General features: G+C 64.7%; 17 protein-coding genes. 8 read left to right on the plus strand and 9 right to left on the minus strand.

Annotation, left to right across the window (positions count from 1 at the left end; genetic code table 11):
- Nucleotides 1-31: 31 nt before the first annotated feature.
- Complete coding sequence (gene secA, locus ABD923_RS13020) at nt 32-2761, minus strand: preprotein translocase subunit SecA (protein ID WP_259548426.1); 2730 nt, start codon at nt 2759-2761, stop codon at nt 32-34.
- A gap of 229 nt (nt 2762-2990) precedes the next feature.
- Here secA and ABD923_RS13025 point away from each other — a divergent pair, with 229 nt between their 5' ends.
- The 3 genes from ABD923_RS13025 to mutT are packed head-to-tail and all read left to right on the plus strand — an operon-like array spanning nt 2991 to nt 5619.
- A complete protein-coding gene (locus ABD923_RS13025; RefSeq protein WP_259548425.1) occupies nt 2991-3830 on the plus strand; it encodes a peptidylprolyl isomerase in 840 nt (279 codons plus the stop codon).
- 20 nt (nt 3831-3850) lie between these two features.
- Nucleotides 3851-5224, plus strand: coding sequence for a bifunctional glutamate N-acetyltransferase/amino-acid acetyltransferase ArgJ (gene argJ / locus ABD923_RS13030; protein WP_259548424.1), 1374 nt, complete (start codon nt 3851-3853; stop codon nt 5222-5224).
- On the plus strand, nt 5221-5619 hold the full coding sequence (gene mutT / locus ABD923_RS13035) for an 8-oxo-dGTP diphosphatase MutT (protein ID WP_259548422.1): 399 nt from the start codon (nt 5221-5223) through the stop codon (nt 5617-5619). Before argJ ends, mutT begins: the two co-directional genes overlap by 4 nt.
- Nucleotides 5620-5888: 269 nt before the next feature.
- Here mutT and hemH read toward each other — a convergent pair whose 3' ends face one another.
- Together hemH and ABD923_RS13045 are read right to left on the minus strand one after the other, a co-directional pair.
- A complete protein-coding gene (gene hemH, locus ABD923_RS13040) occupies nt 5889-6944 on the minus strand; it encodes a ferrochelatase (RefSeq protein ID WP_259548420.1) in 1056 nt (351 codons plus the stop codon).
- Nucleotides 6945-6974: 30 nt separating this feature from the next.
- Nucleotides 6975-7832, minus strand: coding sequence for a methyltransferase domain-containing protein (locus tag ABD923_RS13045; RefSeq protein ID WP_259548419.1), 858 nt, complete (start codon nt 7830-7832; stop codon nt 6975-6977).
- Between the two features lie 47 nt (nt 7833-7879).
- Between ABD923_RS13045 and ABD923_RS13050 the strand changes: the two genes are divergently transcribed.
- From ABD923_RS13050 to ABD923_RS13060, 3 genes are all read left to right on the plus strand, one after another.
- Nucleotides 7880-8605 carry a ComF family protein gene (locus ABD923_RS13050; RefSeq protein ID WP_259548417.1) on the plus strand — a complete coding sequence of 242 codons (726 nt, stop codon included), beginning with the start codon at nt 7880-7882 and terminating at the stop codon, nt 8603-8605.
- Between the two features lie 38 nt (nt 8606-8643).
- Nucleotides 8644-8904, plus strand: a complete 261-nt coding sequence (gene grxC, locus ABD923_RS13055; RefSeq protein WP_259548415.1) for a glutaredoxin 3 — start codon at nt 8644-8646, stop codon at nt 8902-8904.
- 61 nt (nt 8905-8965) lie between these two features.
- A complete protein-coding gene (locus ABD923_RS13060; RefSeq protein WP_259548408.1) occupies nt 8966-9412 on the plus strand; it encodes a MarR family winged helix-turn-helix transcriptional regulator in 447 nt (148 codons plus the stop codon).
- On the opposite strand, the gene ubiG is transcribed toward ABD923_RS13060, so the two are convergent.
- Nucleotides 9409-10164: a bifunctional 2-polyprenyl-6-hydroxyphenol methylase/3-demethylubiquinol 3-O-methyltransferase UbiG gene (gene ubiG, locus ABD923_RS13065; protein ID WP_259548402.1), complete on the minus strand. Its 756-nt coding sequence runs from the start codon at nt 10162-10164 to the stop codon at nt 9409-9411. The genes ABD923_RS13060 and ubiG overlap by 4 nt on opposite strands.
- Before the next feature lie 66 nt (nt 10165-10230).
- Here ubiG and pip point away from each other — a divergent pair, with 66 nt between their 5' ends.
- Nucleotides 10231-11220 (plus strand): prolyl aminopeptidase, encoded by a 990-nt coding sequence (gene pip / locus ABD923_RS13070; protein WP_259548394.1) that lies wholly within the window; start codon nt 10231-10233, stop codon nt 11218-11220.
- A 6-nt stretch (nt 11221-11226) separates the two neighbouring features.
- Here pip and ABD923_RS13075 read toward each other — a convergent pair whose 3' ends face one another.
- The 5 genes from ABD923_RS13075 to gpmI are packed head-to-tail and all read right to left on the minus strand — an operon-like array spanning nt 11227 to nt 18760.
- Nucleotides 11227-14172: an error-prone DNA polymerase gene (locus tag ABD923_RS13075; RefSeq protein WP_259548393.1), complete on the minus strand. Its 2946-nt coding sequence runs from the start codon at nt 14170-14172 to the stop codon at nt 11227-11229.
- Between the two features lie 44 nt (nt 14173-14216).
- Nucleotides 14217-14690, minus strand: coding sequence for an RNA pyrophosphohydrolase (locus ABD923_RS13080; RefSeq protein ID WP_259548392.1), 474 nt, complete (start codon nt 14688-14690; stop codon nt 14217-14219).
- 4 nt (nt 14691-14694) lie between these two features.
- On the minus strand, nt 14695-16026 hold the full coding sequence (locus ABD923_RS13085; protein WP_259548391.1) for a S41 family peptidase: 1332 nt from the start codon (nt 16024-16026) through the stop codon (nt 14695-14697).
- Nucleotides 16027-16082: 56 nt separating this feature from the next.
- Nucleotides 16083-17213, minus strand: a complete 1131-nt coding sequence (locus ABD923_RS13090) for a murein hydrolase activator EnvC family protein (protein WP_259548390.1) — start codon at nt 17211-17213, stop codon at nt 16083-16085.
- Nucleotides 17210-18760 (minus strand): 2,3-bisphosphoglycerate-independent phosphoglycerate mutase, encoded by a 1551-nt coding sequence (gpmI, locus tag ABD923_RS13095; protein WP_259548383.1) that lies wholly within the window; start codon nt 18758-18760, stop codon nt 17210-17212. The genes ABD923_RS13090 and gpmI overlap by 4 nt, the downstream gene beginning before the upstream one ends.
- A 200-nt stretch (nt 18761-18960) precedes the next feature.
- On the opposite strand from gpmI, the gene ABD923_RS13100 reads away from it, so the two are divergent.
- A partial coding sequence (locus ABD923_RS13100; protein WP_345229503.1) for a S8 family serine peptidase occupies nt 18961-21832 on the plus strand: 2872 nt, incomplete at its 3' end.

A 21832-nucleotide genomic window follows, 5' to 3' on the forward strand; every position in this document is an offset into this window, starting at 1 on the left:
ACGCGGCACACGGCCCCCGACGAAAGCAGACTCAGGCCAGACGCCCGTGGCAATGCTTGAACTTCTTGCCCGACCCGCAGGGGCAGGCGTCGTTCCGGCCGGGGTTGCCCCAGGTCGCGGGGTCGTTCTCGTCGAACCCTTCGACCAAGGGCGCGCGGTCGCCGGTGGTGGGCGCTCCGGACGCGGCCTCGGACGCGGCGGCGCCAGCCTGTTCAGCCTGTTCCTGCTGCTGTTTCTGCTGCGCCTGAAGCTGGCGGATCAGTTGTTCCTGCTGTTCCGGGGTCAGCGGCTGGATGCGCGACAGTTTCTGGGTCACGTCGGCGCGCAGACCGTCGAGCATGATTTCGAAAAGCTGGAACGCCTCGGTCTTGTATTCGTTCAGCGGGTCGCGCTGGGCGTAACCGCGGAAGCCCACGACCGAGCGCAGGTGTTCCAGCGTCAGCAGGTGATCGCGCCATTTCTGGTCGATGGTCTGCAGCAGAACCTGTTTCTCGATGTTGCGCATCTGCTCGGGGCCGAACTGCGCGGCCTTGGAGGCCATGTATTCGTCGGCGGCCTTTTCCAGACGCTCGCGGATGACTTCCTGATCGACGCCATCCTCGGCGGCCCAGTCCGTCACCGGAACGTCGATGCCGAGCGTGTCCTTGGCGGCCTGCTGCATCTCCTCGGCTTCCCATTGGTCGGCGTAGGAGCGGGGCGGCATGTGGGTGTCGACCATGTCTTCGATCACCTGGTGGCGCATGTCACGGGCGATCTCGGCGATGTCCTCGGCGCCCATGATCTCGTAGCGCTGGCCGAAGATGACCTTGCGCTGGTCGTTCATCACGTCGTCGAACTTGAGCAGCTGCTTGCGGATGTCGAAGTTGCGGCCCTCGACCTTGGCCTGCGCGCGTTCCAGCGACTTGTTCACCCAGGGGTGCACGATCGCCTCGCCCTCTTGCAGGCCCAGGGTGGTCAGCATCTTGTCCAGCCGTTCCGAGCCGAAGATGCGCATCAGATCGTCTTCCAGCGACAGGAAGAACGAGGATTTGCCCGGGTCGCCCTGACGGCCGGACCGACCGCGCAACTGGTTGTCGATGCGGCGGCTTTCGTGGCGTTCCGTGGCGAGGACGTAAAGGCCGCCCGCGTCCTTCACCTTTTGCTCTTCGGTGGCATGCTCGGCCTCGATCCGGGTGCGCACCTCGTCGGGGTGGGCGTCGGGGTCGGCCTCGAGCGCCTCCATGATCTTGAAGTCGACATTGCCGCCAAGTTTGATGTCGGTCCCGCGGCCCGCCATGTTGGTGGCGATGGTGATCGCGCCCAGCTTGCCGGCATCGGCGACGATCTGCGCCTCCTGCTCGTGCTGGCGGGCGTTGAGCACGTTATGGGGCAGGTTCGCCTTGGTCAGCATCTGGCTGAGCATTTCCGACTTCTCGATCGACGTGGTGCCAACCAGAACCGGCTGACCGCGGCCATGGGCGTCGCGGATCGCCTCGACGATGGCCTCGTATTTTTCCTTGGCGGTGCGGTAGACCGCGTCATCCTCGTCGATCCGGGCGATGGGCTTGTTCGTGGGGATCTCGACCACGCCAAGGCCGTAGATCGACATGAATTCCTCGGCCTCGGTCGCGGCGGTGCCGGTCATGCCCGCCAGCTTGTTGTAGAGGCGGAAGTAGTTCTGGAAGGTGACGCTGGCCATCGTCACGTTCTCGGGCTGGATCTTGCAGCCTTCCTTGGCCTCGATGGCCTGGTGCAGGCCATCCGACAGGCGGCGGCCCGGCATCATGCGTCCGGTGAATTCGTCGACCAGCACGACCTCGCCGCCGCGCACGATGTATTGTTGGTCCTTCAGGAACAGCTTGTGGGCGCGCAGCGCGTTGGTGACGTGGTGCACGATGGTGGTCGATTCGGGATCGTACAGGCTCTGCCCCTCGGGCAGCAGGCCAACCTCGTGCAGCTTGTCTTCGAGGAATTCGTTGCCTTCGTCGGTGAAGGTCGCGTTGCGCTGCTTTTCGTCCAGCGTGTAGTGCTCTTCCCGGATGTCGGGGATGATCTTGTCGATCGCGACATAGAGGTCCGAGCGATCCTGCGACGGACCCGAGATGATCAGGGGCGTCCGCGCCTCGTCGATCAGGATCGAGTCGACCTCGTCCACGACGGCGAAGTTGTGTCCGCGCTGCGCCATTTCTTCGAGGCTGCCGCGCATGTTGTCGCGCAGGTAGTCGAAGCCAAGCTCGTTGTTGGTGGCATAGGTGATGTCGGCGCGGTAGGCGGCGCGCTTTTCGTCGTCGGGCTGGCGCGGGTAGACGACGCCGGTGGTCATGCCGAGCGCGGTAAAGACCTTGCCCATCCATTCCGAGTCGCGCTTGGCGAGGTAGTCGTTGACGGTGACGATATGCACGCCCTTGCCGGTCAAGGCGTTCAGATAGGCCGGGAAGGTCGCGACCAGCGTCTTGCCTTCACCGGTCTTCATCTCGGCGATGTTGCCCTGGTGCAGGAAGATGCCGCCGATCAACTGCACGTCGAAGGCGCGCAGGCCAAGCGCGCGGCGGGCCCCCTCGCGGCAGTTGGCGAAGGCTTCGGGCAGCAGATCGTCAAGGCTTTCGCCATTCGCGGCGCGGGTGCGCAACTCGGCGGTCTTGGCGACGATCTCGGTATCGGTGAGTTTCTCGAATTCTGGCTCAAGCTCGTTGATGCGGGCGACGAGGGGGCGGACTGCCTTGACCTTGCGGTCATTCGGTGTGCCGAAAACCTTTTTCGCGATCGTACCGAAACCGAGCATGCGCAACGCCTTTTTCCTGCGGGCGCGCGGGGCTCGCGCGGCCCGGATCATCTCAAATCATCGTGTGGGGCATCCGGGTTGTTCGACCCATCGCGGCGGTCTATCAACGGCGGCAAGACGGCCAAGGCCCCGATGCGAAACCCGCAAGGGACATAAGGGGCGGCCACATGAGTGTCAACGCGGCCAAAGGGGCCATTCACCCCGGCCGTCCAGCCAAGGGAAGTCTTTCATGAAATCGCTTTTTGCCGGTGCCGCGCTGTCGGCCCTTCTTGCCCTGCCCGCCTTTGCCCAGGACGAGGTGACCGCGGATACCGTTCTGGCCACGGTGAACGGCTCTGACATTACGGTCGGTCACCTGATCGCCATGCGCTCGATGCTGCCCGAGCAATACCAGCAGCTTCCGGCCGAGGTTCTGTTCGACGGCATGCTGGAACAGCTGGTGCAGCAGCAGGTGCTGGCCGATGTCGCCGACGACAACATGACCGCCGCGATGGAACTGAGCCTGGCCAATGAACGCCGCGCGATCCTGGCGTCGATGTTCCTTGACGAGGTCGCCATGGCCGAGATCACCGACGAAGAGATCCAGGCCGCCTATGACGAGCAATTCGCACAGGCCGAGCCGGTGACCGAATACAACGCCAGCCACATCCTCGTGGAAAGCGAAGAAGCCGCGCAGGCCCTGATCGACGAATTGGCCGAGGGTGCGGATTTCGCCGAACTCGCCGCCGAGCATTCGATCGGCCCGTCGGGTCCGAACGGCGGTGCGCTGGGCTGGTTCACCGAAGGGATGATGGTGCCCGAGTTCGAGACCGCCGTTCTTGCGCTGGAGGTCAACGAGGTGTCGCCCCCGGTCGAGACGCAATTCGGCTGGCATGTCGTCCTGCTGACCGACACCCGCGAGCAGGAGCCGCCGGCGCTGGAAGAGGTGCGGGGCGAGCTGCTGGAAGGCATGCGCCGCGCCCGTGTCGATGCCCGCGTTGCCGAACTGATGGACGCGGCCGAGATCGAACGCCCCGAGATCGAGGTTGACCCGGCGGTGATCGCGGATACTGACTTGATCTCCGAGTAACCCATTCACGGACGGGCGCGATGGCAAAGGGCGACGAGAAGGCCAAGGGCAAATCCAAGGACACGTCCGGCAAGAAGGCCAAGGACAAGTCCAAGAAGAAAGCCGCGAAAGAGACCAAGGCCGAAGTGGCCGAGGTCGCGGCCAAGCCCAAACCCCTTGTCTCCCCGCTCGCGCCCGACCGTTTCCCGGACCTGCCCGTGATCGACGGTGTGCGCTTTGCCACTGCGCAGGCCGGGGTCCGCTACAAGAATCGTACCGACGTGATGCTGGCCGAGATCGCACCGGGCAGCACGTTGGCCGGGGTCTTTACCCGGTCCGCCACGCGGTCTGCGGCCGTCCTCGATTGCCAGGACAAGCTCGAGATGTTGGGCGATACGCCCAAGGGCGGCTTCGCCATCGTGGTGAATTCCGGCAATGCCAATACCTTTACCGGGCAGCGCGGGGCCAGCGATGTGGCCGTGATCGCACAAGCCGCCGCCTCGGCGCTGAAGGTGCCGGTCGGGCATGTGTTCACCTCGTCCACCGGCGTCATTGGTGAGCCGCTGCCCGCCGAAAAGATCACCGACGCTTTGCCAGGGCTGGTGGAGCGTCTGTCGCCGGATGCCGCCGAGGATGCGGCGCGTGCGATCATGACCACCGACACCTTCCCCAAGGGAGCGATGGCCGAGGTCGAGATCGGCGGCGTTGCGGTGAAGGTGATGGGCTTCGCCAAGGGCTCGGGCATGATCGCGCCGGATATGGCGACGATGCTGGGCTACATCTTTACCGATGCCGCCGTCACGCAGGATGGGCTGCAAGCCATCCTGAGCGCCGCGACCAAGCGCAGCTTCAACGCGATTACGGTGGATAGCGACACCTCGACCTCGGACACGGTGCTGCTGGCCGCCACGGGCAAGGCCGGCAACGTGCCGCTGTCTTCGGGGCGTAGCGCCGAGGGCAAGATCCTGGCCGCCGCGATCGAAGAGGTGATGAAAGACCTCGCCCTTCAGATCGTGCGCGATGGCGAGGGGGCGACGAAACTGGTCGAAGTGCGGGTGACCGGTGCCAAGACCGCGCGGGACGCCGACAAGGTGGCGCGGTCCATCGCGAATTCGCCCCTGGTGAAAACTGCCGTGGCCGGTGAGGACCCGAACTGGGGCCGCATCGTGATGGCCGTCGGCAAATCGGGGGCCGTGGCCGACCGCGACCTTCTGTCGATCCGCTTCGGCGATATCCTGGTCGCGGAAAACGGCTGGGTTGCCGAAAGCTACCGGGAAGAGGATGGCGCGAGCTACATGACCGGGCAGGAACTGGTCATCTCGGTCGATCTGGGCCTTGGGCGCGGCGAAGCGACCGTCTGGACCTGCGACCTGACCAATCGCTACATCGAGATCAACGCGGATTACCGGTCGTGAAGACCATCCTCGTCTCTGCCGTCGCCCTGATCGACCGTGACAACCGCGTGCTTCTGGCGCAGCGGCCCGAGGGCAAGTCGATGGCGGGTCTGTGGGAGTTCCCAGGCGGCAAGGTCGAACCCGGTGAAACGCCCGAGGCGGCGCTGGTGCGCGAATTGCACGAGGAACTGGGCATCGAGACCTGGGACAGCTGCCTTGCGCCGCTGACCTTCGCCAGCCACAGCTACGACGATTTTCACCTGCTCATGCCGCTGTTCGCCTGCCGCAAGTGGACCGGTATACCGCGTGCGCAGGAGGGGCAGACACTGGCCTGGGCGCGGGCGAATGAGTTGCGGGACTACCCGATGCCGGCTGCCGACATCCCCCTGATCCCGCTTTTGCGCGACTGGCTCTGAGCGGAATTTCGCGAAATTTCGCCGATTGCCCGAAATTTTAGCGTTTGTTGCGCGCTTGCGAACAATTTAGCAGTGCTTTTTGAATTTTGCCGAGTAACCTCAGGGAACACAAACGGGGGGACAACGCTGTGTTTGCTACGATTGCGCTTGGAAGTTGCGTCACGATCCAGGGGATATTCGTGAAACGCCTGAACAACGGCTTCGTTCAGGTCAAGGTCGGCGACCAGCTGTATACCGGCCGCCCTGTTTCTGCCGTCAAGGCCGCCTGATCAGTCCAGCCACCCTTTCAGGTTTTCTTCGACCACGGCGGCCAGCGCCTTCATATGTGCGTCGTCGTCGTTGAGGCACGGGATGTAGGTGAACTCTTCGCCGCCGGCCTCTTCGAAGCTTTCCTTGATCTCTTCGTTGATCTCTTCGAGCGTTTCGATGCAGTCCGCCGAAAAGGCGGGTGCGCAGACGGCGATGTTCTTCTTGCCGTCTTCCTCGGCAAGGCGCGCGACCTCTTCCACGGTGTAGGGCTTCAACCATTCCTCGGGGCCAAAGCGCGACTGGAAGGTCGTGGTGATCTCGGTATCGTCCCAGCCAAGGCGTTCCTTCAGCAGGCGCGTCGTTTTCTGGCACTGGCAGTGGTACGGGTCGCCCTCCATCAGGTAGCGGCGCGGCACCCCGTGGTAAGAGCAGACGAGGATATCGGGCCGCTTCTCCAACGCGCCATAAGCCCGTTCGATGGATTGCGCGAGGGCTTCTATATAGAGGGGGTTCTCGAAATACGGCTCGACCGTGCGGGCGATGGGCTGCCACTTGATGTTCTGAAGCGCGCGGAAGAACTCGTCACACGCCGTGGCCGAGGTCGCGCCCGCGTATTGCGGATAGAGCGGGAAGAACAGGATCTTGGTGCAGCCCTGGGCAACCAGTTCATCGACCTTGGACTTGGTCGAGGGGTTGCCGTAGCGCATGCAGAAATCGACGACGACCTGGTTGCCGTAACGCGCCTCCATCAGGGCCTTCATCTTGGCGGTCTGATCCTTGGTGATCGTCATGAGGGGGCTTTCGCCCTTGTCCTCGTTCCAGATCGACTTGTAGGCCGCGCCCGAGCTGAACGGCCGCTTGGTCAGGATGATGAGTTGCAGAAGCGGCTGCCAGACCCACGGGCTGTAATCGATAACGCGCTTGTCCGAGAGGAACTCGTTCAGATAGCGGCGCATCGACCAGTAATCGTAGTTGTCGGGCGTGCCGAGATTGGCCAGCAGAATCCCCACCTTGCCGAAAGTCACCTTGGGGTGATCGGAAGGCGCGTGGTCGGAAGGCGTTTTCAAGTCGGGCATCTGCTTCATCATGTTCATCTGTGGCAAGCCTCAGTCATCTGGTCCGTCTAGGGCCGGAATGGCCGCTTCGTCAAATTCGGCGGTGTTCAGCGCGTCCGCCAACCGTGATTGCGCGGCGCCGGGGCGCAGGGGTTTCTGTTGGCTGTCATGCGGGGCCCAACCGGTCAGAAAGGCGAGATCGAAGGTCGCGGTGATCCGCCCATCGGGTGTCGCGAACCGTTCGACATAAAGCGCAGCCATGTGCGCAAACAGGCCTTTCGGCATCGTGCGACGGTGCCGATCGGCAAGCGCGTTGGTCTCGCCCATGTCGCGCAGGTCGCGCATCAGGGCGAACGCGTCAGGGTAGGTCACGGTCTTTTTCACGCGGTCCGCAACCGGCAGGGCGAGGCCCGCGCGCTGCAGCAGCGACCCCATGTCGCGGATCTCGGCCATCGGTGCCACGCGCGGCGACAGGCCGCCCATCGTGGCGATCTCCGCCTCGGCGAGCGTTTGGCGCAGTTCCGCAAGGGTCTCTCCGCCGAAACACGTGGCGAGGAACAGGCCATCAGGGCGCAGGGCGCGACGGCATTGCACGATCTGGCCAACCGGGTCATCGGCCCAGTGCAGCCCCATGGCATGCACCACGAGGTCATGCGCGCCCGCAACAAGATCGAGCGTCTCGGTATCCGCGACCACGCGGGCATTCGGCAGTAAATCGGCCCAGATTTGCGGGAAAGGCGTCACGATCGCGGGCGACGTAAACCTTCTGTTAACGTCGATCAGCCTTTCCTGAAGCTCGAACCGGGCCTCGTCATGCAGGAACCCGGCCCGATCCAGCCGCGCACGGGCGCGGTGCCGCGCAAGGGCAGCGGCATCCACGAGACGAGGCTGTGGGGCGGTCGGGGTCATCAAGTCTGGGTCCTGTTCACTGACCCATCGCAACTTAGGGGGCGAAGGTGAGATTGCAAACGTTGCTGCATGCGGTTTTTCCGCCGGAATGCCTGAATTGCGGCGCGCGGGTGGACAGCGATTTCGCGATTTGCGGGTCGTGCTGGGCCGAAACGCCCTTCATTCTCGGTGCGGCCTGTGACCTTTGCGGCACCGGCTTGCCCGGCCAAAGCGCCGAGGGCGAGAGGCTGGTCTGCGACGAATGCCACCGGATCGCGAGGCCTTGGGCCGCAGGGCGGGCGGTCATGGCCTATGACGGGGTCGGGCGAAAACTGGTGCTTGGCCTCAAGCATGGCGACCGGGCCGAGGTGGCGCGGGCTGCCGGGCCCTGGCTTGCGCGGGCCGGGGCCGACCTGTTGGCGGGCGCCCCCGTTCTGGTGCCCGTCCCGTTGCATTGGCGGCGTCTTGCGCAACGACGGTTCAACCAGTCCGCGCTTCTGGCGCAGGCGATGGGACGGGTGACGGGGGCCGAGGTTACGCCGCAGGCCCTTGTCCGGGCACGCGCCACGCCCAGCCAGGACGGGCGCGACCGAGATGCGCGGTTTCGCAACCTGTCCGATGCGATCCGACCGCAGCCGAAATACGGTGCGATCCTGGCTGGTCGCCCGGTGGTCCTTGTCGATGACGTCATGACCTCGGGCGCGACATTCGCCGCGGCGACCGAAGCCTGCCGAGGCGCGGGCGCCACAGAAATTCGCGTGATCGCTCTGGCCCGCGTCGGGATGGACACTTAGGTTGGGTCAACACCAGTACAGCAGGAAAGTCCCGGCCAATGCCGACCATCGAGATGTATACCTCGCCGTTTTGCGGCTTTTGCCACGCGGCGAAACGGCTTTTGCAGAGCAAGGGCCAAAGCTTTGTCGAGTACGACGTCATGCAGGACCCGTCGAAACGCCAAGAGATGCTGCAACGCGCCAATGGCCGACACACGGTGCCGCAGATCTTCATCGGCGACACCCATGTCGGCGGCTATGACGACATGGCGGCGCTGGATCGGGACGGCAAGCTTGCCCCCCTGCTGAACGGCTCATGACGGGCTGGCGCGACCACGCGCCCCCTTGCGCCAACGCCCCTCAAACCGTTCTAATCCCGGAATGACCGGTTCCGACGACCCGCTTTCGGTTGCCCTTTTCAGCGAGATGTTCATGGCGGACCAGCTGGCGCGCAACCGGCTGTCCCGTGCCTTGCCCAAGGGCATGGAGCTAAGCCATTTCTCGGTGCTGAACCATCTTGCCCGGTCGAGCGAAGAGAAGTCCCCCGCCCAACTGGCCCGGGTTTTCCACGTCACGCGCGGCGCGATGACCAACACGCTGAACCGCCTGGAATGGGCGGGGCATATCCACGTGCGCCCCGATTGGGACGATGCGCGGCGCAAGATGATCTCGATCAGCCCCTCGGGTAAACGCGCCCGCGATGCGGCCATCGCCGCCATCGCCCCGATCCTTGCCGAGACGGTACGCGAAATCGGGTCGGACCGCGTGCGGCAGACGCTTCCCGTGATCCGGGAACTGCGCCTGCGACTTGAAAGCGACGAGGGCTAGGCCGGTTTGATCGAGGCGGTGACGTAGTTCACCGACAGGTCCCGGTCCGAGATCGACCAGCTCCAGGCGATCGGGTTGAAGACGAACCCCTTGCGATCCACCGGGTCGAGGCCGGCATTGCGGATCAGGTCATAAAGTTCATCGGGCGTGATGAATTTCGACCATTCATGCGTCCCCTTGGGCAGCCAGCGCATGATATATTCCGCGCCCACGATTGCCATGGCAAAGCTCTTGGGGTTGCGGTTGAGCGTCGAGCAGACCATCAGCCCGCCGGGCTTCAACAGCTGGCGGCAGGCGGTCAGGTAGGCCAAGGGGTCGGCCACGTGCTCGACCACTTCCATGTTCAGCACGACATCGAATTGCTCGCCCGCCGCGGCCAGCGCCTCGGCGGTGGTGTGGCGATAGTCGATTTCGAGCCCCGATTGCTCGGCATGGATCTTGGCCACGGGGATGTTGCGCTCGGCCGCATCGGCGCCGATCACCGTCGCGCCCAGACGCGCCATCGGTTCCGACAGCAACCCGCCGCCACAGCCGATATCCAGAAGGCGCAGCCCCTCGAACGGCTTGTCCGCCGTCAGGTCGCGCCCGAACTCGGCGGCGATCTGCGTCGTGATGTAGTCCAGCCGAACCGGGTTCATCTCGTGCAGCGGCTTGAACTTGCCGTGCGGATCCCACCATTCGGCGGCCATGGCCTCGAACTTGGCGATTTCGGATGCGTCGACGGTGTCGACAGTTTGCGTGGTGGTGTTCATGGACATCCCCCCGTCTTCCTGCGAGTGTGGTGGTGCCAGTGTCTTGAGGATCTATATAGGAAGCCGATGGACAAGTTCTCCGGCCAAAAGCGCGCAGCCGCGCATCTTTTCCCCCCGATCGACCCGTTTGACCAACGGATGCTCGATGTTGGCGATGGGCATCACATTTACGTGGAGCAGTGCGGCAACCCCAAGGGCGCACCTGTCGTGGTGTTGCATGGCGGCCCGGGCGGCGGGTGCAGCCCGGCCATGCGGCGCTATTTCGATCCCAAGGATTGGCGGATTATCCTGTTCGACCAACGCGGCTGCGGGCGGTCGCGGCCCCATGCGACGATCCGCAACAACACGACATGGCATCTCGTTGACGATATCGAGCGTATTCGCAACACGCTGGGGATCGAGCGGTGGGCTGTTTTCGGCGGCAGCTGGGGCGCGACGCTTGCCCTGATCTATGCCGAGGCGCATCCCGGCCGCGTGGGCTATCTCGCCCTGCGCGGCGTGTTCCTGTCGATGCAGCGCGAGTTGGATTGGTTCTACGGGGGTGGGGCCGGGCAATTCTGGCCGGACCAGTGGTCGCGCTTCGTGACCCCGATCCCCGAGGAAGAGCGCGGCGACCTGATCGCGGCTTATAACCGGCGCCTCTTCTGCGGCGACCTGATGACCGAGACGCGTTATGCCCGGGCCTGGGCGGCGTGGGAAAACGCGCTGGCCTCGATGGAAAGCGACGGGATGGGGGGCGAAAGCCCGGCAGATTACGCCCGCGCCTTCGCCCGGTTGGAGAACCACTACTTCGCCAACAGGGGATTCCTTGAGGAAGACGGCCAGATCCTGCGGGACCTGCACCGGATCGCGCATATCCCGGGCACCGTGGTGCAGGGGCGCTACGACATGATCTGCCCGCCCTTGTCGGCGCACCGTCTGACGTCGGGGTGGCCGTCGGGCCGGTTGCACATGATCCGCAACGCGGGCCATGCCTTGAGCGAGGGCGGCATCAGCGAGGAGTTGGTGCGCGTGATGAAGGGCGTCGGACAGGCGCGCGACAAGTTCGGCCTTTGACCCTGTTCAACGGGTCGGGCGCGGCTGGGGCGGCAAGACGCCGATCTGTGGCGGCCCTTTCAGCAAACGCCGGTCGATCCGTGGGCTGAGGCGATCACGGATCAGCGCCACGGGGTGGCTGCGCAAGGTCAGGCGCAGGGCGACGTAATCTTCCACCACCTCTTCGCCCTCGGTCATCTTTGGCAGATGGGCGGCAGGCTCGACGATGCCTTCGCCATCCAGATCGCCCGCGAACAGCGGCAATTCGCGTTTTGGTGTCAGCGCGCGGGCGGCCCAGAGCGCCTGCCGCCGATCCAGCCCGAGCGCGGCGAAGGCGTCGGCCTCGGCCAGGATGGTGAGAAACCGCGCCTCCAGCCCCGCGCGGCGCCAGACATCCTCGACCGAGGTGTAGCCGTTGCCGCGTGCGGCGGTCAGCCAATCGGCCTCTTCCTCGCGCATCGACTTGATCTGCCGGAACCCCAGCCGCAGCGCCAACTCGCCCGTCTCGGTCCGTTCCATCACGTTGTCCCAGTGGGAGCGGTTCACGCAGATGGGCCGCACCTCCACCCCGTGTTCGCGGGCATCGCGCACGATCTGGGCGGGGGCGTAGAAGCCCATGGGCTGGCTGTTGAGCAGCGCGCAGGCGAAGATGCCGGGGTGATGCCGTTTCAGCCACGCGCTGGCATAGACCAGCAGGGCGAAACTGGCGGCGTGGCTTTCGGGAAAGCCGTAGCTGCCGAAGCCCTCGATCTGGGAAAAGCAGCGTTCGGCGAATGCGTCGTCATAGCCATTGGCCCGCATCCCGCGCAGGAACCGTGTGCGGAATTCGCTGACATTGCCGTGCTTCTTGAAGGTGGCGAGTGACCGGCGCAGGCGGTCGGCTTCTTCGGCGGTAAAGCCCGCGCCTGTGATCGCGATCTGCATCGCCTGTTCCTGGAACAGCGGCACGCCGAGCGTCTTGCCCAGCACGCGTCCGAGGTCGTCCGAGGGGAAACTCACCTCCTCCTCGCCGTTGCGGCGGCGGATGAAGGGGTGGACCATGTCGCCCTGGATGGGCCCCGGTCGGATGATCGCGACCTGGATCACGAGGTCGTAGAAACAGCGCGGGCGCATGCGGGGCAGGAAATTCATCTGCGCCCGGCTTTCCACCTGGAACACCCCAAGACTGTCGGCGCGGCAGAGCATGTCATAGGTGGCCGCATCCTCGGGCGGGAGGGTCGCCAGCGTGTAGTCGGCCCGATGATGCATCTTGAGCAGGTCGAACGCCTTGCGCACGCAACTCAGCATCCCAAGCGCCAGCACATCGACCTTGAGGATGCCGAGCGCGTCGATATCGTCCTTGTCCCAGCAGATGACGGTGCGGTCCTCCATCGTGGCGTTCTCGATGGGGACCAGTTCATCAAGGCGGCCTTCGGTGATGACGAAGCCGCCGACATGCTGGGACAGGTGGCGGGGAAAGCCGATGATCTCCTCGATCAGGCGGAGGGTCTGTTTCAGGCGCGGGCTGTCGGGGTCGAGGCCGATTTCGCGCATGCGGTCCATCTCGGGGCCGGTTTTCGACCATGACCCCCAGATCTGGCTGGAGAGCGCCGAAAGCACATCCTCGCTCAGCCCCATCGCGCGGCCCACCTCGCGCACGGCGCGTTTGCCGCGATAGTGGATGACGGTGGCGCACAGGCCCGCGCGGTGGCGGCCATAGCGTTCGTAGATGTGCTGGATCACCTCTTCGCGGCGCTCGTGCTCGAAATCGACGTCGATATCGGGCGGCTCGTTCCGCGCTTCGGAGACGAAGCGTTCGAAGACCATGGTGCCGATCTCGGGCGAGACACTGGTCACGCCAAGCGCGTAGCAGGTGATCGAGTTCGCCGCCGACCCGCGCCCCTGGCACAGGATGCCGCGCGACCGGGCGAAGGCGACGATGTCGTGGACGGTCAGGAAATAGGGCTCGTAGTTCAGCTTGGCGATCAGGCGCAGCTCGTGCTGTAGCTGCTTTTGCGCACGCTCGGGGATGCCTTGGGGATAGCGCCAGGCCAGCCCCTCCTGCGCCAGCCGGGTCAGGCGCTGGGCTGCGGTTTCGCCATCGGCGATTTCCGAGGGGTATTCGTAGCGCAAGCTGGCGATGTCGAACTGCAGGCGCGCGGCGATCTGGGTCGTGCGTGCGACCGCGTCCTCGTGCCCGGCGAAAAGGCGGCGCATCTCGGCCTCGCCCCGCAGGCGCTGTTCGGCATTGGCCTGCGCGGCGGTGCCCAGATCCTCGACGCGTAGCCCCTCGCGGATGCAGGTCAGCACATCGGTCAGCCGCCGCCGCGATCCGTGATGCATCAGCGGCCGGGCCGAGGCGACGGTGGGCAGGCCCAGCCGATCTGCCAGCCGCGCCGCCGCATCGAAGCGCGCGTCGTCCAGCCCGTCATAGCGGGGCGCTATCAGCAGGCTCATCTGCGGGCCGAGGCCGCGCACCAGGCGATCCGCCGGGCGCTGCCAGTCGGAGGTGGCGCGGTCGGGCGCGTGCAGCAGCAATTCCAACCCGCGCGCCTGCCCCAGCAGGTCATCGACATGCAAAAGGCACCCACCCTTTTCCGCGCGGAGTTTGCCCACCGACAGCAGGCGGCACAGGCTGGCCCAGCCGGTGCGGTCACGGGGCAGGGCGGTCAGGCGCACCCCCTCGGCCAGTGTCAGGCAGGCGGCGGGCAAGAGGCGCGGCACATGGTCGATAGGCGCGCGCGGCGGGTCCGGCAGATGTGCGGGTTTTGGCGGCCCGATCGGATCGGCGCGGGCGGATTTGGCGTCGGCGATCTCTTCCTCGATCTTGCGCAGCTCGGACCACGCCCGCACCACGCCCGCGACCGAGTTTTCATCGGCGATCGCGATGGCTTCGATCCCCAGCAGGGCGGCACGCCGCGCGTATTCCTCGGGGTGCGATCCGCCCCTAAGAAAGGTGAAGTTCGAGGTGATGCTAAGCTCGGCGAATCCCATGGGGATGGATTATATTCACCTTTTGTTCTCATTTGGAGTCGGTGTCAGCACAACTCGAATTCCGTCAGGACGCGCTCGTAGATATCGCGCTTGAACGGCACGATCAGGGCCAACAGGTCCTGACCGGTCATCCAGCGCCACTCGGAAAACTCGACATCCTCGTGGGTCAGGTCGATGACGTCATCCCCCGCATCCAGCCGCATCAGCACCCATTTCTGGGTTTGGCCGCGATACTTGCCGCGATAGGGCAGAACCTCGGGCGGCAGATCGTAGGGCAGCCAGTCGGCGGTTTCGCCCAACACGGTGACATGCTTGCGCTTTACGCCGGTCTCCTCGCGCAATTCGCGCAGGGCCGCCTTGACCGGGGTTTCGCCCTTGTCGATCCCGCCCTGCGGCATCTGCCAGGCGGGGGTGTCCATGTCGGCGCGTTGCCCGGCAAAGACACGGCCCTGCCCGTCCGTCAGCACCACACCCACACAGGGGCGATAGGGCAGGGCCGCGATCTCGTCCGGCGTCATGCGCTCATTGCGGGTTCGGACCGAGCGCGTTCAGACCGGTCAGGATGTCGATGGCATAGGCCAGCTGGTAATCCTCGTTCCGCAGGCGCGCGGTGGCTTCGGCTTCTTCGCGCTCCAGTTCGCGCTGGCGCAATTCATCCTCGGTCAGGGTCGAGTTTTCCAGCGCGCCGCGCAGAGAGGCCTCGGTGCGGGCGGGGCGGTCGGCCTCGTCCTCGGCCATCTCCACCGGGTCGCGCTGTTCGACGATGATGTCGGGCGCCACGCCAAGCGCCTGGATCGAGCGGCCCGACGGCGTGTAGTAGAGCGACGTGGTCAGACGCATGGCGCCGTTGCCCGGCAGCGGCATCACCGACTGGACCGAACCCTTGCCGAAGGTGTTGGTGCCTACGATCACCGCGCGGCGATGATCCTGAAGCGCGCCGGCCACGATCTCGCTGGCCGAGGCCGAGCCGCCGTTCACCAGAACGACCATGGGCAGGCCTTCGATCAGGTCACCGGCGGTGGCGTTGTAACGCTCGCCATCGGCAACCTCGCGCCCGCGGGTCGAGACGATTTCGCCCTGTTCGAGGAAGGCATCGGACACGCGGATCGCCTGGCTGAGCAGGCCGCCGGGGTTGTTGCGCAGGTCCAGCACGACCCCGTTCAGGTTCTCGAGCCCGCCCAGTTCGGCGATCATCTCTTCGAGGCCTTCGACCAGGTTCGGGAAGGTCTGATCGTTGAAGGTCGAAACCCGCAGGATCGCGGTGCGGCCTTCGAGGCGGTGGCGCACGGCGGTCAGTTGGATGCGGTCGCGCACGATGGTCACGTCGAAGGGTTCATCTTCGCCCTCGCGCACGATGGTGATGACGATCTCGGACCCGACCGGGCCGCGCATCAGGTCGACGGCCTGTTCCAGCGTCAGCCCCAGCAGGGCCTCGCCATCCACATGGGTGATGAAATCGCCGGCTTCGACGCCGGCCTCCATCGCGGGGGTGTCGTCCATGGGCGTGATGACGCGGACGAACCCGTCTTCCTGCGTCACCTCGATCCCGAGGCCGCCGAATTCACCGCGGGTCTGCGTTTGCATCGCGTCGAAATCGCGCGGCGGCAGGTAGCTGGAATGCGGATCGAGCGAGGTGAGCATGCCGTTGATCGCGGCCTCGATCAGCGCGGCTTCGTTCACCTCTTCGACATAGTTGGCGCGGATGCGTTCGAACACGTCGCCGAACAGGTCGAGCTGTTGATAGACCGAGGCGTTGCGCGCCTCTTCCTGCGCCAGGAGCGGTCCTGCGACCTGCGTGGACAGGAGGACGCCGCCGGCGATGCCTCCGATGGCTGCGTAGATCAGCTTGTTCATGCGTGTGCGTCCTTGTGCGTCTTTCGTTCGTTCTGCTCCGCGCGTGGCGCGCGCCGTCATTCGATGAGGAACCACCCGCCCGGGTCAACCGGGCTGCCGCCCTCTCTCAACTCTATATAAAGCGTTTCCGAGAGCCCGGCACCACCGCCTTCCGCATCGGAGACGATCAATTCCCCGCCAGTGGCCACAGGCCCCGGCATGAGACCAAGGGCCGTATCGCCCGCCACCAGTTGCCCGGCCGTCACGTAGAGATCCCCCAAACCGGCGAGAATCAGGAGGTAATTCGTATCTGGTTCAAGGATAACGACATTTCCATAGTTCAGCAGAGGGCCGGCATAGCGGATCGACGCGGGCCAGGGCGCGGTCACGAGGGCGCGGGGATGGGTGGCCAGCACGATTCCCGGGCGGCGGACGCCCGCCGCATCCGTTTCGTTGTAGCGTCGAAGAAGCGCACCCAGGGCAGGGGCGGGCAACGCGCCCTGCGCTTGCGTGAAATCCGGCAGATCGGCCGAGGCCGCGACGGGATCCGCGGCGAGGATCTCGGCGAAGCTGGTGAGCGAATCGACGTTTACGAGGATCTGCCGCATCGCGTCGGTATCCAGGGCGAAGCGCGCCGGCAGGTCGCGCCGGTCGGCGATGGCCTGCGACAGCTCGGCTCGCGCGGCCTGTGCCCCTTGCAGCCCTTCGGTGAGCTGCGCGAGGGCGTTTTCCTGCAAGGCGCGCAGCACTGCCAGTTCCTCCAGTTGCGCGCGCAGCGCCATCGCCTCGTCCGCGACGGCAGGCGTCACCTCGGACACGATCATACCGGAGCGGGCGGTGCCAAGCGGACCTTCGGGGTGCAGCAACAGCAAGGGCGCGGGGGCCGCTTCGATGGATTGCAGAACGGCCAGAAGGCGGGCCAGGCGATCACGCTCCGCTTCGAAGACCAGAAGGATGGTGCGTTCCCGCAGGGCAGCCTGGCGCAGGCCATCGCGCAAGGCCAGCAGGCCCTCTTCGTAAGCGCGGACGGTCTGGGTCAGGGCCTCGACCCGGTCCCGCGCGCCCTCGGCCTCGGACAGGGATTGCGCGGCAGCCTCCAGCATCTCGGCGGCGCGGGCGGCTGTCTGCGCGGCATCGGTCTGGGCGGGGGCCGGACCGGCGATGCCGAGCGCACAGGCCACCGCGATGATCCGTGCCCATGCCCTCATGCCAGGAGGCTCTCTCCGGTCATTTCCTCGGGCTGCTCCAACCGCATCAGTTGCAGAAGCGTCGGCGCAAGATCGGCCAGCTTGCCGCCTTCGCGCAGCCTGGCCCCCTCCGGCCCGCCGACAAGGATCACCGGAACCGGATTCAGCGTGTGCGCCGTGTGCGGCCCGCCGGTTTCCGGGTCGACCATCGTCTCGCAATTGCCGTGATCGGCGGTGGCGATCATCGCGCCGCCGACCTTCTCCAACGCCTCCAGCGCCCGCCCGAGGCCCGTATCGACGGCCTCGCAGGCGGCGATGGCGGCATTGAGGTCGCCGGTATGGCCGACCATGTCGGGATTGGCGAAGTTCACCACGATCAGGTCGTAATCGCCCTCGATCGCCCCAACGAGGTGATCGGTCACTTCGCCCGCGGACATCTCTGGTTGCAGATCATAGGTCGCCACCTTGGGCGACTGCGCCATGTAGCGGTCCTCGCCCTTTTCGGGTGGTTCCTTGCCGCCGTTCAGGAAGAAGGTGACATGGGGGTATTTCTCGGTCTCGGCGATGTGGAACTGCTTTAGCCGGTGCTGCGACACCCATTCGGCCAGCGTGTTCACGATCTCCTGTTTGGGAAAGACCGTGGTCATGTAGCGATCATGGCTTTTGGAATAGTCGACCATCCCCAGCTTGCCCGCGAGGTCCGGTCGCTCGCCCGTGTCGAACCCGTCGAACTCCGGGTCGCCGATGGCGGCGAGGATCTCGCGCGCGCGGTCGGCCCGGAAGTTGAGGCAGAACACCCCGTCCCCATCCGCCATCCCGGCGTAGTCGCCCACAACGGTCGGCTGGATGAACTCGTCCGTCTCGCCCCGATCATAGGCTTCGGCCGCGGCGTCGGTCGCGTTGCCCGAAACGTGCAGCGTGCCCTCGGCGCCCTTGCCGCGCACCATCGCGTTGAAGGCCCGTTCGACCCGGTCCCAGCGCTTGTCGCGGTCCATGGCGAAATAGCGCCCGATCACGGTGGCGATGCGCACGCCCTCGGGGCTGTTCGACTGGATATCCTGGATGAAGCTGGTGGCCGATTTCGGCGCCACGTCGCGGCCATCGGTGATGGCGTGAATGCGCACCGGCACGCCCGCCCCTGCGATGACCTGCGCGGCCTCGGTCATGTGGGTGTACTGGCTGTGCACGCCGCCGTCCGAAACCAGCCCGAACAGATGCGCGGTGCCGCCGGTTTTCTTCAACGCCGCGATGAAATCGACCAAGGCGGGTTCCTTGGCGAAACTGCCATCCTCGATGGCGGCGTCGATGCGCACGAGGTCCATCATCACGACGCGACCTGCGCCGATATTCATGTGCCCGACTTCCGAGTTGCCCATCTGCCCCTCGGGCAGGCCCACGGCACGGCCGTGGGTGGTCAGCGTTGCATGGGGGCAGGCGCGATGAATCCGGTCGAAGTTGGGGGTCTTTGCCAGATGCGGGGCATTGTCAGCCTCAGACGGTCCGATCCCCCAGCCGTCGAGGATACACAGGACGACGGGGCGCGGCGGTGTCGGCGTTGCGTCAGCCATGGAGCATCCTTCCCAGTTTGATCGCAACCGGGATACCGTCGGCCCGGCTGAGGCACAAGGCGCGGCCGCCGGCGAAGGATTTAACCAAGCTTTCTATAGATTTGAACAATGGAAGCTTGTTTCGCAGGTCCGTCTTGGTATTTTGCGGGCGATGCAGGGCTATCCCGCACCTGCACCTGATTTGAGCGACAGGTCTTTCGATGAGCTTTACCGACAATCCGCTTTATTCCCAGCAGTGGCATTTCAACCTGATCGGCGACATTGAAACGATCTGGGCAGAGTACAGCGGCGATGGTGTCGTCGTCGCGGTCTATGACGACGGGGTTCAGCAGAATCACGCGGATCTTGACGGCAATTATGACGAAAATCTTGAGCTGCCGTATGACAACGGCGATCCGAATGGCAGCGGCGATGGTCACGGGACCGCCTGCGCCGGGATCATCGCTGCCGAAAACAATAATGAAGGCGGGATCGGCGTCGCTTGGGGCGCGACGATCACAGGCGTAGACTACCTGGTGGACATCCAGAGCGCCGGATCGGCACAGATGCTGCAAGCGTTGGGCGACATGGCCAACTATGATGTCGTGTCGAACAGCTGGGGCACGTTCGGATTCGGGTATCAACAAAACTCTTCCTTTGCCGATATCCTCAACCCAAACTCCTTTACTTACGCCGAGGCGAACGCACTGGGCGGTGTCGCCGCGACCGGTCGTGGCGGGCTTGGCACGATCATGGTCAAGGCCGCCGGCAATGACGCTGGCAGTGGCGTTCAGTACGGCGTCACGGGTCACCCCAGTTCGCAGAACGATGGCCTCAACGTCGTGCGCCAGATCATCACGGTTGCTGCCACGGAATCCGATGGCTTCACGTCCGAGTATTCCAACTGGGGTGTGAACCTGTTGATCGCCGCGCCGGCGGCCGCGGTGACCACTGATCTGCTGGGCACCGGTAGTGGGTATGACTGGACCGGCTCTGGCAGTGACGATTATACAAACGCGTTCGGCGGGACATCTGCCGCGACGCCCGTCGTCTCCGGGGTTGTCGCCCTGATGCTGGAGGCCAACCCGAACCTGGGTTGGCGTGATGTGCAACAGATCCTTGCCCTGTCGGCCAGCCACACAGGGTCTTCCTTCGGCAGCGGCGCCGCCGGCTTTGAAGATGGATCATGGTTCGCCAACGGCGCGTCCAACTGGAACGGTGGCGGCCTCAGCTATCACATCAACTACGGCTACGGCATGGTCGATGCCTTTGCTGCCGTTCGCATGGCCGAGATGTGGTCGGAATTCTTCGACAATCCGCAAGTGTCGGGCAACGAGGTGACGTCCGTCCACACAAGTGCAACGACCAACCAGACAATCGACGGGTCGTCGATCATCTATGATGAGATCGAGGTCGCGGCGAATGATGCGATTTCGATTGAGACGATCTACGTCTATGTCGACGCTACGCATAGTTACATGGGCGACCTGACGATCACCTTGATCGCGCCCGACGGGACCGAATTCGTCCTGAACGAGAATAATGGCAGCGGCGCCGACCTGTTCGGCTACACCTTTGCCGTGAACGCCGCGATCGGCATGAGCAGTGAAGGCATCTGGACGCTGCAGATCGAGGATACTTTCCCCTCAGCTGACGACGGCACGCTCAACGATTTCGAGCTGACCTTCTTCGGGTCGGACTTCACCGATGACGACGTCTACCACTTCACCGACGATTTCGCCGATTACGAGGCCGTGGACAGCGACCGTGGCTATATCTCGGACAACAACGGCGGCACGGATTGGCTGAATTTCGTGGCTGTGACGCAGGATGTCTGGGTCGATCTCCGCACGTTCAACACGATCTATTTTGGTGCTGCATCGGTGGCGCAAGTCGTTACCCCCGGTGCGTTCGAAAATATCGCCACCGGAGATGGTGACGACATCATCGACGGAAACCTCCTCGGAAACCACATCATCACCGGGCGGGGCGACGACCGCATCTATGCCTACGATGGAGAGGATATCCTCGAAGGCGGTGCGGGCAACGACTCCCTCTGGGGCGGCGCGGATTCGGACCATTTCATCTATAGCAGTGGTGCGGACATCATCGAAGACTTCACCTCGGAAGACCTTGTCCTCATCGACCCGGCCATCTGGGGCGGCAGCATCGCCAGCTTGTTGGCCGGCGCCTCGGTGGTGAATGGGAATGTCGTCCTGAATTTCAGCGCGGGAAACAGCCTGACCTTCACGGGAATCTCCAATGTCAGCGCGCTGGAGGGGTACATTTATTTCGAAGGTCAAGCGCCGGCGACCCCCAATGCGATCACCGTCGACATTTCCGCTGCCGGCCAGGCGGCCGGTCTGGCGTTGCAGGATATTGAGGGGGCGCTCTCGGACCTCGTAATGGAGGCAGAGATCCAGAGTGGACAGTCCTCGACCGGGTTCACGAGCATCTCCGTCGGCGATGGACAAACGATTGTCTACACGGTCACGGGCACCGGGCTGACCTACGGCACCGACGCGTTCGGCACCTACCTGAACGGTGGCACGGTCACCAATGTCAACGTCACGATCAACGGCACATTCGTGGGCAGCTTCTCTGGCACGATCGATGCCGCGCAACTGTCTGCTGCGGCCTTCGCAGAGCTTGGCGGATCGCTGGGCGCGCTCGAGGCGTTCTTCAGCGCCGTGAACTGGACGTATAACGGGTCGTCGAACGAAGATATTATCCCCGAGGGCTTTCTCAGCGAGGATGGTGTCCCGTTCGCGTTCAACGGGACCGACTCGCTTACCCTTGGCGGCGGCAACGACTCGGTGTTTCTCGCCGGCGGTGATGACTTCGCCAATGGCGGTGATGGCGATGACAGCATCGGTGGCGGTGACGGCAACGACATGCTGGAAGGCGGCACCGGGACCGACACGCTGGAGGGTGGCACCGGGTCTGACACGCTGAATGCGACGGGTGGCAATGGCAACCTGCTGCGTGGCGGGACGGGCGACGATGTGCTGATCGGCGGCTGGGGGTCTGACATCCTGCAGGGCAATGACGGCGCGGACAGTTTCTCGGGCGGGACCGGGGCGGACGATCTCT

The sequence above is a fragment of the [Roseibacterium] beibuensis genome, assembly GCF_039542305.1.
Taxonomy (GTDB): domain Bacteria; phylum Pseudomonadota; class Alphaproteobacteria; order Rhodobacterales; family Rhodobacteraceae; genus Roseibacterium; species Roseibacterium beibuensis.

Bases quoted from the DNA above. Each gene is read 5' to 3' on its own strand.
- secA (WP_259548426.1), bottom strand. From the start codon at position 2,761: ATGCTCGGTTTCGGTACGATCGCGAAAAAGGTTTTCGGCACACCGAAT.
- ABD923_RS13025 (WP_259548425.1), top strand. From the start codon at position 2,991: ATGAAATCGCTTTTTGCCGGTGCCGCGCTGTCGGCCCTTCTTGCCCTG.
- argJ (WP_259548424.1), top strand. From the start codon at position 3,851: ATGGCAAAGGGCGACGAGAAGGCCAAGGGCAAATCCAAGGACACGTCC.
- hemH (WP_259548420.1), bottom strand. From the start codon at position 6,944: ATGCCCGACTTGAAAACGCCTTCCGACCACGCGCCTTCCGATCACCCC.
- ABD923_RS13045 (WP_259548419.1), bottom strand. From the start codon at position 7,832: ATGACCCCGACCGCCCCACAGCCTCGTCTCGTGGATGCCGCTGCCCTT.
- grxC (WP_259548415.1), top strand. From the start codon at position 8,644: ATGCCGACCATCGAGATGTATACCTCGCCGTTTTGCGGCTTTTGCCAC.
- ABD923_RS13060 (WP_259548408.1), top strand. From the start codon at position 8,966: ATGACCGGTTCCGACGACCCGCTTTCGGTTGCCCTTTTCAGCGAGATG.
- ubiG (WP_259548402.1), bottom strand. From the start codon at position 10,164: ATGAACACCACCACGCAAACTGTCGACACCGTCGACGCATCCGAAATC.
- pip (WP_259548394.1), top strand. From the start codon at position 10,231: ATGGACAAGTTCTCCGGCCAAAAGCGCGCAGCCGCGCATCTTTTCCCC.
- ABD923_RS13075 (WP_259548393.1), bottom strand. From the start codon at position 14,172: ATGGGATTCGCCGAGCTTAGCATCACCTCGAACTTCACCTTTCTTAGG.
- ABD923_RS13080 (WP_259548392.1), bottom strand. From the start codon at position 14,690: ATGACGCCGGACGAGATCGCGGCCCTGCCCTATCGCCCCTGTGTGGGT.
- ABD923_RS13085 (WP_259548391.1), bottom strand. From the start codon at position 16,026: ATGAACAAGCTGATCTACGCAGCCATCGGAGGCATCGCCGGCGGCGTC.
- ABD923_RS13090 (WP_259548390.1), bottom strand. From the start codon at position 17,213: ATGAGGGCATGGGCACGGATCATCGCGGTGGCCTGTGCGCTCGGCATC.
- gpmI (WP_259548383.1), bottom strand. From the start codon at position 18,760: ATGGCTGACGCAACGCCGACACCGCCGCGCCCCGTCGTCCTGTGTATC.